11 protein-coding genes are annotated in these 15,738 nt (G+C 54.0%); 8 read left to right on the top strand and 3 right to left on the bottom strand.

Annotated features, from left to right (window positions below; translation table 11 throughout):
* Window positions 1-173: 173 nt before the first annotated feature.
* Both mgtA and mgtL read right to left on the bottom strand, forming a co-directional pair.
* Complete coding sequence (gene mgtA, locus CKO_RS15255) at window positions 174-2,882, bottom strand: magnesium-translocating P-type ATPase (RefSeq protein ID WP_048902443.1); 2,709 nt, start codon at window positions 2,880-2,882, stop codon at window positions 174-176.
* A 143-nt stretch (window positions 2,883-3,025) separates the two neighbouring features.
* Complete coding sequence (mgtL, locus tag CKO_RS23810) at window positions 3,026-3,334, bottom strand: mgtA regulatory leader peptide MgtL (protein ID WP_071818874.1); 309 nt, start codon at window positions 3,332-3,334, stop codon at window positions 3,026-3,028.
* Here mgtL and treR point away from each other — a divergent pair.
* The 4 genes from treR to CKO_RS15275 all read left to right on the top strand — a co-directional run bounded on the left by treR (window position 3,306) and on the right by CKO_RS15275 (window position 8,497).
* Complete coding sequence (gene treR, locus CKO_RS15260) at window positions 3,306-4,253, top strand: trehalose operon repressor TreR (protein ID WP_012134348.1); 948 nt, start codon at window positions 3,306-3,308, stop codon at window positions 4,251-4,253. The genes mgtL and treR overlap by 29 nt on opposite strands.
* 176 nt (window positions 4,254-4,429) lie before the next feature.
* Window positions 4,430-5,848: a PTS trehalose transporter subunit IIBC gene (gene treB / locus CKO_RS15265; RefSeq protein ID WP_024130770.1), complete on the top strand. Its 1,419-nt coding sequence runs from the start codon at window positions 4,430-4,432 to the stop codon at window positions 5,846-5,848.
* A 49-nt stretch (window positions 5,849-5,897) separates the two neighbouring features.
* Window positions 5,898-7,553, top strand: coding sequence for an alpha,alpha-phosphotrehalase (gene treC / locus CKO_RS15270; protein WP_012134350.1), 1,656 nt, complete (start codon window positions 5,898-5,900; stop codon window positions 7,551-7,553).
* Window positions 7,554-7,750: 197 nt separating this feature from the next.
* Window positions 7,751-8,497, top strand: a complete 747-nt coding sequence (locus CKO_RS15275; protein WP_047459367.1) for an oligogalacturonate-specific porin KdgM family protein — start codon at window positions 7,751-7,753, stop codon at window positions 8,495-8,497.
* A gap of 4 nt (window positions 8,498-8,501) precedes the next feature.
* Here the strand turns inward: CKO_RS15275 and CKO_RS15280 are convergent, their stop codons facing one another.
* Window positions 8,502-9,161, bottom strand: a complete 660-nt coding sequence (locus CKO_RS15280) for a MurR/RpiR family transcriptional regulator (protein ID WP_012134352.1) — start codon at window positions 9,159-9,161, stop codon at window positions 8,502-8,504.
* Between the two features lie 180 nt (window positions 9,162-9,341).
* Between CKO_RS15280 and CKO_RS15285 the strand changes: the two genes are divergently transcribed.
* The 4 genes from CKO_RS15285 to CKO_RS15300 are packed head-to-tail and all read left to right on the top strand — an operon-like array spanning window position 9,342 to window position 15,664.
* Window positions 9,342-10,739: a PTS fructose transporter subunit IIC gene (locus CKO_RS15285; protein WP_012134354.1), complete on the top strand. Its 1,398-nt coding sequence runs from the start codon at window positions 9,342-9,344 to the stop codon at window positions 10,737-10,739.
* A gap of 14 nt (window positions 10,740-10,753) precedes the next feature.
* A complete protein-coding gene (locus CKO_RS15290) occupies window positions 10,754-13,372 on the top strand; it encodes a glycoside hydrolase family 38 N-terminal domain-containing protein (RefSeq protein ID WP_012134355.1) in 2,619 nt (872 codons plus the stop codon).
* Window positions 13,369-15,078, top strand: a complete 1,710-nt coding sequence (locus tag CKO_RS15295) for a sugar phosphorylase (RefSeq protein ID WP_012134356.1) — start codon at window positions 13,369-13,371, stop codon at window positions 15,076-15,078. Before CKO_RS15290 ends, CKO_RS15295 begins: the two co-directional genes overlap by 4 nt.
* Before the next feature lies 1 nt (window position 15,079).
* A complete protein-coding gene (locus tag CKO_RS15300; protein WP_012134357.1) occupies window positions 15,080-15,664 on the top strand; it encodes a fructose PTS transporter subunit IIA in 585 nt (194 codons plus the stop codon).
* Window positions 15,665-15,738 lie beyond the last annotated feature (74 nt).

Raw genomic sequence — 15,738 nt, forward strand, 5'->3', positions numbered from 1 at the left:
CATTTTTGCAATGAAGGTCTTTTTCCTGATAAAAAGATGTCTGAAAGAGGAGTAAAATTGTGATCCGTCACACTCTTTAGTATTTCAAAAAAAATAAAACAGGAACTTTCGTGAGGATATATTTACGGAGTATAGAAAAGCGTAATGGCTGCCGCAGCAGCCATTATTCTGGATTATTGCCAGCCGTAACGACGGCTATAAAAACCTTTCACTAATTGTGTCAATGTCATATAACCCGCGAGAATAGCGATCAGCCACGGGAAGTAGCTCAGCGGCAGCGCCTGTAATTGCAGATAGCCCGCCAACGGCGAGAACGGCAGCGCGATACCCACCACCATCACCACCAGCGTCATCAGCATCAGCGGCCATGCGGCGCGGCTCTGAATAAACGGTACGCGGCGCGTGCGAATCATATGCACAATCAATGTTTGCGATAACAGCCCGACGACAAACCAACCCGACTGGAACAGGGTTTGCGCTTCCGGCACATTCGCATGGAATACCCACCACATCAGGCAGAAGGTCAGGATGTCGAAAATCGAACTGATTGGCCCGAAGAAGATCATAAAACGCCCCAGATCGGCGGGATTCCAGCGTTGCGGCTTCTGGATCTGCTCGTCATCCACGTTATCAAACGGGATAGCCACCTGGGATACATCGTACAGCAGGTTCTGAATCAGTAAGTGCAGCGGCAGCATTGGCAGGAAGGGCAAGAATGCGCTCGCCACCAGCACGCTAAAGACGTTACCAAAGTTAGAACTCGCGGTCATTTTGATGTATTTCAGCATGTTGGAGAACGTGCGACGCCCTTCGATAACGCCCTCTTCCAGCACCATCAGGCTCTTTTCCAACAGGATGATATCCGCAGCTTCGCGGGCAATATCCACGGCGCCATCAACGGAAATGCCGATATCCGCCGCACGCAATGCCGGAGCATCATTGATGCCATCGCCCATAAAGCCAACCACATGCCCTTCGCGTTTCAGCAGCGTGACGATGCGCTCTTTGTGCATCGGCGTCAGGCGGGCAAACAGCGTGGTGCGCGCGGCAAGTTCCGCCAGTTCATCATCGTTCAGCCCTTCGATATCACTGCCAGTCACCACATCGCCCGCATCAAGCCCGACTTCATGGCATACTTTCGCCGCCACCAGTTCGCTGTCGCCAGTGAGGATCTTCACGGTGATTCCGCTCTCTTTCAGCGCCTTCAGCGCCGGAGCGGTCGTCTCTTTCGGCGGATCGAGAAACGCAATGTAGCCTTCGAGGATCAGGTCAGACTCATCAATGCGTTGATAATCCCCTTCCCGCGCAGGCAGATACTTCGTGGCAACGGCTACCACGCGCAGCCCCTGGCGGTTCAGCGTATCCGTTACGCGCTTCACCCGGCGCAGCATGTTGTCATCCATCGGCACAATATCGCCATTGTGGCGCACCTGGGTGCAGACGCTGAGGATCTCCTGCAACGCGCCTTTGCACACCAGCTGATGCACATCGGCTTCTTCCGCCACCACTACGGACATCCGGCGACGCTCAAAATCAAACGGGATCTCATCAATTTTCTGCCAGCGCCCGGAGAGCTGACGCGCAGACTCTTCATCCACGCCTTCCAGCACTGCGGTATCCAGCAGATTTTTCAACCCGGTCTGGTAGTGGCTGTTCAGCCAGGCGGAATGCAGCACGCGTTCGCTGGGCTTGCCGGAGACATCCGTATGGTTCTCCAGCACAATTTTATCCTGAGTCAGCGTGCCGGTTTTGTCGGTGCAGAGAATATCCATCGCGCCGAAGTTCTGAATGGCGTCCAGGTGCTTAACAATGACTTTTTGCTTCGACAGTTTCACCGCCCCGCGCGCCAGCGTGGAGGTGACAATCATCGGCAGCATTTCCGGCGTCAGGCCTACCGCGACCGAGAGCGCAAACAGCGCCGCTTCCCACCAGTCGCCTTTGGTATAGCCGTTAATGATCAACACGATAGGCGCCATGACCAGCATAAAGCGGATCAACAGCATACTGACGCGGCTGATGCCTTTCTGAAACGCGTTTTGCTCGCTTTCCTGCTCGCTCACGCGGCCAGCCAGTTGACCAAACCAGGTCTCGCCGCCCGTTGCAATGACAATCGCCTGCGCCGTTCCGCTCACCACGTTGGTGCCCATAAAGCACAGCGTGTCGCATTCCAGCGGATTGCTTTGCTTAGGGTCGCGGGTCGTCGCCACTTTTTCTACCGGCAGAGATTCGCCCGTGAGCGAAGCCTGCGCGACAAACAGATCGCGCGCCTGAATAACGCGTAAATCCGCCGGGATCATATCGCCCGCCGCCAGCTTGATAATATCGCCCGGCACCAGTTGGTCGATGGGCAGCTCAACCCAGCTGTTCTCGCCTTTTTCATTGATAACGCGCAGCACCGTAGCGGTATTGCTGACCATCGCCTTCAACGCATCAGCCGCTTTGGTCGAGCGTGCTTCCTGCACAAAATTCAGCAGCGTCGAAATCCCGACCATCAGCGCAATAACGCCTGCGGCAAACAGATCTTCCGTGGCATAGGAGATGACGCCGAGAATGGTCAGCAAGATATTGAAAGGGTTGCGATAGCAGACCCACAGGTGTCTCCACCACGGAGTCGGCTTCTGTGTGGGTAGCTGATTTTCACCGTATTTCTCGCGCGCATCCTCCACCTCTGCGACATTCAGCCCCTCAGGATGCGCATCGAATGCGCGCCAGAGCGCCGCCTCTTCCATCACCGCCATTTTCAGGCAGCGATCGCTCAATGACGGGGGAATCGGAGTATTCGCAACGCTCTGCGCACTGGGCAAGGGGTCGCGATGCACCAGACGATGAGGTAAATGACGGTTAAGGCGAGCAAACAGCTCGCGGGTGATATTTTTCAGCATAAGCAGTCCCTCCGCGCCGAAAAAGCGGCGCAGAAACATCTCTCAGGCGCGGCAAAGCCTTACCTGACGATAATTTAAAGCGATAACAGGGACGTCGGGAACGTCACTGCCTTACGTATCCGGTAAGACAGTGAAAAACAGGCTTACCGGAAAGGGCTATTTCTCCATCGCGGGAGAGGGGTGGGTTCGGGATCCATGCAGCCTCCGGTAAGTGAATGATTGGCGCCGCGCATTATACGCAGAAAACCATAAGGTTTGTGGCAATTATGGCGGTATGATACCGCCGTGTAATTAAACCAAACGTATACACAAAAACATTTAGCTTGAAGGATGAAGCGTATAAACCAGACTTTACCCATTGCCCCTGGCTTGAGTAAAGTTACTCTTTTTGACACAACTTGATGCGCACCACGGGAAAACAGGATGCAGAATCGGCTGACCATTAAAGACATTGCCCGCTTAAGCGGCGTAGGGAAATCCACCGTTTCCCGCGTGCTCAACAACGAAAGCGGGGTAAGTGAACGGACTCGTGAACGTGTGGAAGCCGTAATGAATCAACATGGTTTTTCCCCTTCCCGTTCCGCACGCGCCATGCGCGGGCAAAGTGATAAAGTGGTCGCCATTATTGTTACCCGTCTGGATTCCCTGTCAGAAAACCTCGCCGTCCAGACCATGCTGCCCGCGTTTTACGAGCAGGGTTACGATCCCATCATGATGGAGAGTCAGTTCTCGCCAGAACTGGTAGAAGAACACCTGGGGATGCTCAGACGGCGTAATATTGACGGCGTGGTGCTGTTCGGTTTTACCGGTATTTGCGAGGAGATGCTTGCGCCCTGGCAGGCCTCGCTGGTGCTGCTGGCAAGGGACGCCAGTGGTTTTGCGTCGGTGTGCTATGACGACGAAGGCGCTATCCATACCTTAATGCAGCGTCTGTATGACCAGGGACATCGGGCGATCAGCTTTCTCGGCGTGCCTCACAGCGACGTCACGACCGGTAAGCGCCGTCACGAAGCCTATCTGAGTTTCTGCAAAAAAAATAAACTGCACCCTGTCGCCGCTCTGCCTGGCCTGGCGATGAAACAAGGCTATGAGCACGCTGCGGATGTCATTACGCCAGACACCAGCGCGCTGGTCTGCGCGACCGATACGCTAGCGCTGGGCGCCAGTAAATATTTGCAGGAACAGCGTATCGATTCTCTGCAACTGGCGAGCGTCGGGAACACGCCGCTGATGAAATTTCTCCACCCGGAGATTATCACGGTTGATCCCGGTTACGCTGAAGCCGGGAAACAAGCGGCCTTACAGCTGATCGAGCAAATCAACGGCCGCAGCGATCCCCGCCAGATCGTCATTCCGTCTACCCTCTCCTGATTCTTTTCTGAACGGTAATTTGTGATCTTCGCTGCGTTTCGGGAACGTTCCCATTTTTTAATATTCACCGAAGATATACTCTTGCGCCAACAACGTAAGAGCTGCCGGATGGCGACGCTAAAGCGTCTTATCATCCGGCTTACAGGGACACATTTCATCTGCCACGGGGCTTTATGATGAGCAAAGTAAAACAAGCTGATATAGACCAGCTGATTGAACTGGTCGGCGGGCGAGACAATATCGCCACGGTGAGCCACTGCATTACTCGCCTGCGCTTTGTGCTGAACCAGCCAGCAAATGCCAGACCGAAAGAAATTGAACAATTACCGATGGTTAAAGGCTGCTTCACCAACGCCGGGCAGTTCCAGGTGGTGATTGGCACTGACGTTGGCGACTACTACAACGCGCTGCTGGCGACCACCGGTCAGGCGCACGCCGACAAAGAGCAGGCTAAAAAAGCCGCGCGGCAGAATATGAAATGGCACGAGCAGTTGATCTCCCACTTCGCTGAGATCTTCTTCCCGCTGCTGCCTGCGCTGATCAGCGGCGGTCTGATCTTAGGTTTTCGCAACGTGATCGGCGATCTGCCGATGAGCAACGGCCAGACGCTGGCGCAGATGCATCCCGCGCTGAAAACGATCTACGACTTCCTGTGGCTGATCGGCGAAGCGATCTTCTTCTACCTGCCGGTCGGGATCTGCTGGTCTGCGGTGAAGAAAATGGGCGGCACGCCGATCCTCGGTATCGTACTCGGCGTAACGCTGGTGTCGCCGCAGTTGATGAACGCCTATCTGCTGGGCCAGCAGGCTCCTGAAGTGTGGGACTTCGGCATGTTCAGCATTGCGAAAGTCGGCTATCAGGCGCAGGTCATCCCGGCATTGCTGGCGGGTCTGGCGCTCGGCTTTATTGAAACGCGCATGAAGCGCATCGTACCGGATTACCTCTATCTGGTGGTAGTGCCGGTATGCTCGTTGATCCTCGCGGTCTTTCTCGCACACGCCTTTATCGGCCCGTTTGGCCGCATGATTGGCGATGGCGTGGCCTTTGCGGTGCGCCATCTGATGACCGGGAGTTTCGCCCCTGTCGGCGCGGCGCTGTTCGGCTTCCTGTATGCTCCGTTGGTCATTACCGGCGTACATCAGACTACGCTGGCTATCGATATGCAGATGATTCAGAGCATGGGCGGTACGCCGGTATGGCCGTTGATTGCGCTGTCGAATATCGCCCAGGCTTCCGCTGTGGTGGGCATTATTATCTCCAGCCGTAAGCACAACGAACGCGAAATTTCCGTTCCGGCCGCCATCTCCGCCTACCTCGGCGTGACCGAACCGGCGATGTACGGCATCAACCTGAAATACCGCTTCCCGATGCTGTGCGCCATGATCGGCTCTGGCCTCGCCGGGTTGTTATGCGGCCTGAACGGCGTCATGGCGAACGGGATCGGCGTCGGCGGCTTGCCGGGCATCCTTTCCATCCAGCCGAGCTACTGGCAGGTGTTTAGCATGGCGATGGCGATCGCGGTCGTCATCCCAATCGTGCTGACTTCCGTTATCTATCAGCGTAAGTACCGTCAGGGCACGTTGCAGATTGTCTGATTCTTCTTCGGGGCGCAGTTGCGCCCCATCGCATATGTAGGTTACAAGCATGAATACCCTTCCCCACTGGTGGCAAAACGGCGTTATTTACCAGATCTATCCCAAAAGTTTTCAGGACACGACCGGCAGCGGAACCGGCGATTTACGCGGCGTTACGCAGCGTCTTGATTACCTGCAAAAACTGGGGGTGGATGCTATCTGGCTGACGCCATTCTATGTTTCACCGCAGATTGATAACGGCTACGACGTCGCGAACTACACCGCCATCGACCCGGCCTACGGCACGCTGGATGATTTTGACGAACTGGCGGCGCAGGCCAAAGCGCGCGGCATCCGCATTATTCTGGATATGGTGTTTAACCACACCTCCACGCAGCATGCCTGGTTCCATAACGCGCTGAATAAAGAGAGTCCGCACCGGGAGTTTTATATCTGGCGCGACGGTACGCCGGATGCGCCGCCCAATAACTGGCGCTCCAAATTTGGCGGCAGCGCCTGGCGCTGGCATGCCCAGAGCGAACAGTATTACCTGCACCTTTTCGCCCCGGAGCAGGCTGACCTGAACTGGGAAAATCCGGCGGTACGCGCTGAGCTGAAAAAAGTGTGTGAATTCTGGGCCGATCGCGGCGTGGACGGGCTGCGCCTGGATGTCGTGAACCTCATCTCCAAGGATCAGCGTTTCCCGAACGATCTGGACGGCGATGGTCGCCGCTTTTACACCGACGGGCCGCGCGCGCATGAGTTCTTGCACGAGATGAACCGTGACGTTTTTACTCCGCGTAACCTGATGACGGTGGGCGAAATGTCATCCACCACCCTGGAAAACTGTCAGCGGTATGCCGCTCTCGATGGCAGCGAGCTGTCGATGACCTTTAACTTCCATCATCTGAAAGTCGATTATCCCGGCGGCGAGAAATGGACGCTGGCAAAGCCGGATTACGTGGCGCTAAAAGCACTGTTTCGCCACTGGCAGCAGGGGATGCATAACGTTGCCTGGAATGCCCTGTTCTGGTGTAACCACGATCAGCCGCGTATCGTGTCGCGCTTTGGCGACGAAGGCGAACTGCGGGTTCCGGCGGCGAAGATGCTGGCGATGGTGCTGCACGGTATGCAGGGTACGCCCTATATCTACCAGGGCGAAGAAATTGGCATGACAAACCCGCATTTCTCCCACATCACCGATTACCGTGACGTGGAAAGCCACAACATGTTTGCCGGGTTGCGCGCCCAGGGCCGGGAAGCCAATGATTTACTGGCTATTCTTGCCAGCAAATCCCGCGATAACAGCCGCACGCCCATGCAGTGGGATAGCAGCGCGAATGCAGGGTTTACGCAAGGCGAGCCGTGGATCAACCTCTGCGATAACTATGCGGACATCAACGTGGCGGCGGCGCTAAATGATGAAGACTCGGTGTTCTACACCTATCAAAGACTGATTGCCTTGCGCAAAACAGAGCCGGTCTTAACCTGGGGGAATTATCAGGATCTGCTGCCGGACAGCCCGCATGTATGGTGCTATCGCCGCGAATGGCAGGGGCAGCGGCTACTGGTGGTCGCCAACCTGAGCAACGCCTGTCAGGCCTGGTTGCCAGAGCATCACGAAGGAAACTGGCAGGCGCTGATGCACAACTACGACGAGGTTGCCACCCGCCCAGCCGCCATGACGTTACGCCCGTTTGAGGCCGTCTGGTGGTTGCAAAAGTAATCACAACGGGATACGGACAGACCTGTCTGTATCCCGGATTATTCAGCCCACAGATATTTTCTCCGTCTTTCTGACAGCGTAAAAAAATGCCGCGTATAGTGATACTTAGAATGTACCATCATAAAATTTACACGCGCTAAAGAATAAAACAAAAATAGACCTGCCACTGACACTTATCATATAACCGGCAGGATATCATGAATAAACCTCTTATTAAGTTAAGTTTACTTTCAGCTTTACTCATTAGCAGCCAGGGATGGTGCGGTAATACCTCTGTTGATTTGCGTTTTGGTCATAATACCAATTCAGAAGCTAATGATTCCAGAATTAAAGTCATGCACCAGGCCGACAATGGTTTTTATTTCTCCGTTGAAGCTGCGCAAAACCATAACGATACGTTTTTTGGCGATACCGATCGCTACAGCTCCGATGATAAAGGCGTGACCGAAGCGGCCCAGGAAATAGAAACTCGCTGGCGCTTTGATTTAGGTGACGGTTACTCGGTCGCTCCGGGGATGGTCACCGTATTTACGTCCAGTAATACCCATTATCGCCCTTTTATTCAGGGCTGGAAATCCTTCGATAATGGCCTCAACCTTTCTGCCCGTTATCGTTACAACACGGTGAACGATGCGCACAGCGACAGAGAGTTAGACGGCAGCGGTTATACACGTCGTGAATCTCATCAGTTCGATATATGGTTTGCCTACAATATTGGTAACTTTGGCATGTCTTATAACCCCCGTTTCCGCTATCAGGATGGCGTCGATCAGGGGACGGGCGACGATACTTACTGGGAACATACCCTCGCGTTCAACTACAAACTGGACGATGGCTGGACGCCGTACGTCGAGCTGGTCTCTCTTGATAAAACCTATATCAATGACGACGGTCATCATGAAAATGATTACGCCGTACGTCTTGGTATCGTAAAACAGCTTTAACGCGCTATGCCGCATCGTATTGCAGCAGATAACATCCGATGCGGTCTACTACCGTCAGCAGTTCCAGCTGGCCTTCTCGTTGATATAACGAGATTGCGTCAATATCAATATCCAGAGGCCAGCATAATGTTGAAATCGTCGCTAACGTGGATTCTCGTTTTGTAATCGCAATGATTTTTAATCCCTTACGTAACGCGTTTCGCGCCATTTCGACTAACGACGCCGTTTCACCCGATTTGCTGATCAACACCAGCGTACCTTTAGAGACACGCGTCAGCTGATGAACATCATTGAGAATGAGGTGCGGCAAGCTCGCCAGCGACAAAAAACGCGACAAATAATTCAGGCTGGTCAATGACGCGCCGCGCGCATATAAGAAGATATGGCTGGAATTAACCAGTATGTTGCACAGCTGTGTAATGGTCTCTTCTTTTTCATCACCAACAACATATCTTACGGGTTCGGCTATTAACCTGTCGCGAGAAAACTGATACCGTAGCTCGGTATAGCTCCGGTATCCCATTTTTTTACACACCCGATTAACGGATGTTGTAGTGGTGAATGTTTCGCTCGCAATCACCTTAGCTGAAATACCCGATATTTCATGAGCATGACACTGAATATACTCAAATATTAATCTTTCACTACCCTGAAAGGAATTCATAAAACCCACCCTTAACCTACGAATATAATATATTCTATCAATATCGTATTTATAACACTGGAATGCGAATCACACTCTATTCAACAGGTATGGTGATACGCAATTAGTACCATCAAACCTTTTATTGCCTTTTTTATTTCTCTTTATAATTTCTGCAATTCTATTGTTAGGGGTTTTACAATGACAAGGCAAAAAGTCGTCGCGATAACGGCATGCCCGACTGGCATCGCTCATACCTTTATGGCTGCCAACAAAATTGCAGCGTGGGGAGAAGAAAATAACGTCATCGTCAAAGTGGAAACACAAGGAAGCGATGGCGTCAAAAACAAGCTTTCCCGACAAGATATTGCCAGCGCAGATGCCGTCATTCTGGCAATCGATGTTCCCATCCAGGACGCTGAACGATTCGATAACGTTCCTCATCTCAAAATACGCACTCAGGAACTGATCAAAAATACCGATCGTTACCTGCGTCAGGCGCTGGCGATGGATAAAACCGTAACGGCCGCGTGTGAAGAACAGGAAGAGGCTCGCTCCGCCTGGCAGACCTTCATCGGCCATATTATGGCGGCGATCAGCTATATGCTCCCGGTCGTCGTCCTCGGCGGATTACTGATGGCGGTCGCCAAAATAACCGGGCAGTTTATTCCAATTGCCGGTACGCCGTTCGAGGTGCTGGATAAACTGGGCTTTATGGTGATCAAGTTCATGTACCCGGTTTTTGCCATGTACCTCGCGTTCTCTATTGCCGGTAAACCTGCGCTGATCCCCGGACTTATCGGCGGCATTATGTCCGACGAGGTCTATAAACGCTTTTTTGATCTCGACGGTTTTATGCCTTCAGGCTTCTTCGGCGCCATCGCCATCGGCTTTTTTGTCGGTCATCTGGTGCAGTGGCTCAACAATACCATTAACGTTCGCGCCCAACTTACCACCATTAAAACGATGCTTATCGTGCCGCTGTGTACCGGCATTACGCTCGTCATCGTTATGCAGTACCTGATCAACCCCTTCTTTGGCGCAATCAACCAGGCGATGGTCGAGTTTTTCACCTCCGCTGGCGACACCGGGCGCGGTTTTTACGCCATGATGATCGCCGCAGGGACGGCCTTCGACCTCGGCGGCCCCATCAATAAAGCCGCTGGTTCGGTGGCGCTGGGGCTCAACGGCGTCAGCGAAACCTTCGATTTAACCGCCAGAGAGCTGGCGATCGTCATTCCATCTATCGGCGTCGGCCTGGCGGCGTTGCTGAATAACCGTTTTGGCCTGCCCAACGTGTTTAGCAGCGAAGAAAAAACCGTTGGCGGTACGTCTTTACTGCTGGGATTCATTGGCATTTCAGAAGGCGCCATTCCTTTCATCCTGAAAAATCCACGCCTGATTCCGGTCTTTATGGTCGGCGCGATGTCCGGCGCGCTTATTGCTATCGCACTCGGCGTGAAGCAATCGCTGCCGTTGCCTGCCATCTGGGGATGGCCGCTGGCGACAAATGTCACAGGGTATCTGATCAGCGTGTTTGCCGGTTCTCTTGTATGCGCGCTGGGCGTGCTCTTCGCCAGCCCTAAGATCGCCAAATAATTCAGGAAGTAGAAATGAGCAACATTCACGTCATCGCCCATACGCACTGGGATCAGGAATGGTATTTCACCTTGCAGGATAGCAATATTCTCGCGTCCTGGAATTTTGCGGATGTGATCCGAACCCTGGAACAGAACCCTGCGTATACCTGTTACCACTTCGACGGCCAAACCGCTGTCGTGGAAGATTTCCTGGCCGTCAACCCTCAATACTGCGAGCGGCTGAAACAGTTGGTCACCGACAGACGGCTTTTTATCGGCCCGTGGTACACCCAGACGGATACGTATAATGTTCATGGCGAATCCATCATTCGCAACCTGAAATACGGGATACTTTCCGCGCGTAAACTTGGTCATGCCATGATGGTCGGCTATTTACCCGATACGTTCGGCCATAACAGCCAGCTCCCGACCCTGCTTCGCGGGTGTAACCTTGATAACATCGTTTTCTGGCGGGGCATCAACCATGATACGCAGGTCGAAAAGAGTCAGTTCATCTGGCAAGCGCCGTCCGGCGCGCAGGTTATCGCTTGCGCCATGCCCTTCGGCTATGGCGCGGCAAAAAATATTCGTGCAGACGACGCGCATCTGCACGACAAAATATTCCCAATCGTTAACCACATCCGCCAACGCTCCGGCCTGAACGATCTGCTCCTGCCCTGCGGCGGCGACCAGGTCAATATTGATCCCCATCTGCCGGAGATACTGCGTATCGCCAGCGCATGTTCCCCTGAAGGCGATCGTTTTCAGATCTCCTCTCTGGAAGCGTACATTGACCGCCTTCGACAACAGGCATCAGGATATGATCGCTGGCAAGGGGAATTAAAATCTCCCCGCTATACCCGCATTCATAAAACAATCGGTTCAGTACGTTACGACATCAAAAAGAAGAATTATGATGTTGAACAGTTCCTGTTAGGCAAGCTCGAACCCACCATTGCGCTGGCGCGTTATCAGGGCATTGAGGTCAACGTGCAATGGGTTGATCAGATATGGAAAAACCTTCTGCGTAATCATGCGCATGACTCCATCGGCGGGTGTAACAGCGATGCCACCAATCGCGACATTCTCCATCGCCTTGAGCAAACGGAACAGCTTAGCCATAGCCTGTGGAATCTGGTCGTAAAAGAACTGGCGACCGCCAGTTGTGAAGAGGGCGATCTTTTCGTCATCAACCCCAGCGCCACCGCCTGGTCGGGCATTATCAAAGCCACATTATATAGCCGTACGGACGGTATTGAACTCAGCCATCATGCGCGTCCTCTTCCGTTCAGCGTTCTCGAACGCACGCAGGTCTCCGGCGGGCGCACGGTTCAGGTTACTGTGCAGGGCGAAAAAGAGGTCGAACTTCCGCCTTATTACCGCTGGCAGGTCGCTATTGACGCGCCAGCGTTACCGCCGCTGGGTTATACCCACATTCAGGTGCAGGAATCGTCACGCACCGCGCCTGCAATGCGCAACTGCGCTGAAAGCGCCATTGAAAACAACGATTACCGGCTGGCGCTGCATGCCGGTTCGCTGTCGCTTCATGATAAGCGCAACGGCCGGGTAATATCCGACCTGCTGACCTTTGAAGACTGTGCGGATGCGGGCGATAGCTATGACTTTTCGCCGCTGGAGGGCGATGTTCCGCAGCGCTGCCACACATTTACGCTTATTGACTGCGAGAAAGGCCCGCACATTGAACGGATGACGCTAAGCGCCACGCTGATGCTGCCCCCTTCGCTGGCGGCGCGAGCGGCGCAGGATGTTCAGCCCTACCCTGTACGCCTTGTCTGCGAGCTTCGCCAGCATGACGCTCAGCTTTTTATCGACGTTTCGCTGGAAAACACCGTCTGCGATCACCGCCTGCGCTTACTCATCAACAGCGATATTCGCACCACGGAATCCATCGCCTCTCAGCCCTTTGCCGTCATCCGGCGTCCTGTTGCCGATGCGCCAGCCGACTGGCGTCAGCACTATCGGGAAAAGCCGGTCGATATTGAAACCAGCGAGGGCATTATCGCCATCGAGGAAAACAACCGCTCGCTCATCATCAATAGCCTGGGCATGAAAGAGTTTCAGATATGCCAGAACGGGACGGCGCAGATAGCGTTAACGTTGTTTAAATCAACGGGAGTCCTGGGACGTGACGATCTTGACTGGCGACCCGGACGCGCTTCCGGCATTAATAATACCGTCGTCAACACGCCCGACGCGCAGCTGCTTAAACCGCTGCATTTCAGCCTGACGCTGGCGCTCGCCGATCGGGCCGCCCCTGTGACGTTAAGGCATCTTGAAACCCGCGTGACGCGCCAGCCATACACCTGGCAAAATCAGACGTTGAACACGCTGGACAACCGCCTGGAGCGTTTTACGCTCAATTTTGCTTCGCGCTCGCTGCCGGAAACATTCAGTCTGCTGACGCTTCCCGAACCGCTGATGCTTTCCGCAATCCCCCATGCCCATACGGTAGACGGAACAATCATTCGCATTTTCAATGCCGGAGAGCACCCGGTGCCGCTCCCGCATTCGCTAAGAAATATTCCGCAGATCAATTATCTGGAAGAACCTGTCGCAGATTGCACCACCATTTTGCCTTGCAGTACGTGTGATTTTCTTTTTACTCATCAGGAGCGTAACGAAAAAGTATGAGCCAGAACGCCCATCATACCTTCATCAAAAACACGTTAGCTCAGCTTTATCCCCATGCGGATCGGTACGCGCTGGCGGCGAAAATCGAGCAACTCTGTCAACGCTGGAAGCTACGAGAGCAAATCACCGCGCCTTTGGATCAGAGCCGGGTGTGGATGATTGCTTATGGCGACAGTATCCATAGCGGGGACGCAAACGCTCTTGCCTGCCTGCATCAGTTTTCGACACGCTGGCTTAAGGGCGTCATCAGCGACATTCACCTGCTGCCCATGTTCCCGTGGACATCTGATGATGGCTTCAGCGTTAAAGATTATCGCCACATTGCGCCAGAGTTAGGCCAGTGGTCAGACATTGCAGCGCTGGCAGGCGATTTTAATCTGATGTTTGATTTCGTGATTAACCATATCTCTCAGCAAAGCCGCTGGTTCCAGGGCTATTTACACGGCGAACCGCGTTATCAGCACTACTTTATTAGCGCCGACCCTGACGATGACTACCATCTTGTCACGCGTCCACGCGCCCTTCCCCTGCTTACGCCATTCAAGCGCAAAACGGGGGAAACCGTACATATCTGGACGACATTCAGCGCCGATCAGATCGATCTGAATTTCCGTGAACCTGACGTGTTACTGGAAAGTATCGACATCCTGCTGGAATACGCAGCGCGCGGCGCGCGCGCAATCAGGCTCGATGCGATCGGTTTTTTGTGGAAAGAGCGAAACAGCACCTGTATTCACCTGCCGCAGACGCATCTGATCGTTAAACTCTGGCGCGCCATTCTGGATGCAACCTGGCCTGACTGCCTGTTGATTACGGAAACCAACGTCCCGCATCAGGAAAATATCAGCTACTTCGGCAACGGCGATGAAGCTCACATGGTGTATCAGTTCCCCTTGCCGCCGCTGACGCTCCATGCCTTTTTACGCGGTAACGCACGCTGGTTACGCCAGTGGGCGCAACGTCTGGAACAGGATGCGTTTCCCGACAAGACGACCTTTTTTAATTTCCTCGCCAGCCACGACGGCATCGGGCTGCGTCCCGTGGAAAATCTCCTTTGCGCAGAAGAGCGGCAGTTTCTGATAAGCGAGGTAGAACGCAAGCAGGGGCGTATTTCATGGAAAACCAACCCTGACGGCAGCCAGTCGCCGTATGAACTTAACATCAACTTTCTGAGCGCATTGAGCGAGCCAGGGGAAAGTCCCGACGACCAGCTCGCCAGATTCACCGCCGCGCACGCCATCCTCTTTATGCTGCGGGGCGTGCCTGCAATCTATTATCACAGCCTCTTCGGCAGTGAAAATGACAACACCGGGCTGCTCGAATCGGGCATAAATCGCCGCATTAACCGGGAAAAACTGGACGCTGCCACGCTCCATGAGCAGTTGCTCTCGCCGGAAACGAGACAATCCCGAATCTACGCGTCTCTGGCGAAGTTAGCGCGTATACGCCAGCAGCATCCCGCATTTTCTCCGTTCGCCTCGCAGCACGTTCCTGAATTGCCTGACGCGCTCTTTGGCGTCGTTCGCCAGCATCCTACAAAAGGCGAAACGCTGTACTGCGTCGTGAACGTCACAGGAATACCACAATCACTTTCACTGCCTGTCACAGGAACAGATCTGCTGACGGGCGCAGCATTCAACGGCGCTTGCGAGCTTTCCGGCTGGCAAACGGTATGGATTCTCGCTGATACGCAACCGGAGGCATAACATGGAGTTGTCCGCGCTTACGCATTCTGAACTGATTTTTATCGATCCGCCGCACCGCACTCCTGAAGCGGTGATCGGGGAGATGTCCGCCGCCCTGTTCAGGCAGGGCCTGATCAACGACAAGGCGATGTTTATTGATAGCGTCCTGCGCCGTGAAAGCGAAGGGCCCACGGCGTTGGGAGAGTCGCTGGCTGTCCCACATGGGAAATGCGGCTCGGTTGTCCAGGCCGCATTTAGCGTCGCCCTGTTTCGCCAGCCCGTCATGTGGCCGGGTCTTGAGGGTGACGAGGAGGTGCAGTTGGTATTTCTGCTGGCGATTCCCCCAGAAGAAGCTGGCAGTACGCATATGCAATTATTAACCCGGCTGACCTCATCTCTGGTGGACGATAAAGTGCGTGAATCACTCATCAACGCTTCCTCTGCCGAAGAGGTGCTTGCGCTGCTCTCGCCAGATGCGCCTTCGGTTTCGCCAGAACCCGCCATTGCGGTGAAAAACACCCGGCTTGTCCCCCTGGTTTTGGGGATCGTCGCTGTTGCTGCATTTATCAATGCGGGTATTCACTGGATGAACGCAACAGCGCAATAACCCCTCCTGCGTCAAACCGGTCGTTTCTTTTCGCACCGGTTTGACGAACGCCTGGCTTAACGCCCGAATTTTGT

It is taken from the genome of Citrobacter koseri ATCC BAA-895 (assembly GCF_000018045.1).
GTDB classification, from domain to species: domain Bacteria; phylum Pseudomonadota; class Gammaproteobacteria; order Enterobacterales; family Enterobacteriaceae; genus Citrobacter_B; species Citrobacter_B koseri.

What these genes read in the sequence shown, in the direction of transcription:
- CKO_RS15295 (WP_012134356.1), top strand. Translation starts at nt 13,369, where the DNA reads ATGAGCCAGAACGCCCATCATACCTTCATCAAAAACACGTTAGCTCAG.
- CKO_RS15300 (WP_012134357.1), top strand. Translation starts at nt 15,080, where the DNA reads ATGGAGTTGTCCGCGCTTACGCATTCTGAACTGATTTTTATCGATCCG.
- CKO_RS15290 (WP_012134355.1), top strand. Translation starts at nt 10,754, where the DNA reads ATGAGCAACATTCACGTCATCGCCCATACGCACTGGGATCAGGAATGG.
- mgtL (WP_071818874.1), bottom strand. Translation starts at nt 3,334, where the DNA reads ATGTCTTTAATGGTCAGCCGATTCTGCATCCTGTTTTCCCGTGGTGCG.
- CKO_RS15275 (WP_047459367.1), top strand. Translation starts at nt 7,751, where the DNA reads ATGAATAAACCTCTTATTAAGTTAAGTTTACTTTCAGCTTTACTCATT.
- CKO_RS15285 (WP_012134354.1), top strand. Translation starts at nt 9,342, where the DNA reads ATGACAAGGCAAAAAGTCGTCGCGATAACGGCATGCCCGACTGGCATC.
- treB (WP_024130770.1), top strand. Translation starts at nt 4,430, where the DNA reads ATGAGCAAAGTAAAACAAGCTGATATAGACCAGCTGATTGAACTGGTC.
- treC (WP_012134350.1), top strand. Translation starts at nt 5,898, where the DNA reads ATGAATACCCTTCCCCACTGGTGGCAAAACGGCGTTATTTACCAGATC.
- treR (WP_012134348.1), top strand. Translation starts at nt 3,306, where the DNA reads ATGCAGAATCGGCTGACCATTAAAGACATTGCCCGCTTAAGCGGCGTA.
- mgtA (WP_048902443.1), bottom strand. Translation starts at nt 2,882, where the DNA reads ATGCTGAAAAATATCACCCGCGAGCTGTTTGCTCGCCTTAACCGTCAT.
- CKO_RS15280 (WP_012134352.1), bottom strand. Translation starts at nt 9,161, where the DNA reads ATGAATTCCTTTCAGGGTAGTGAAAGATTAATATTTGAGTATATTCAG.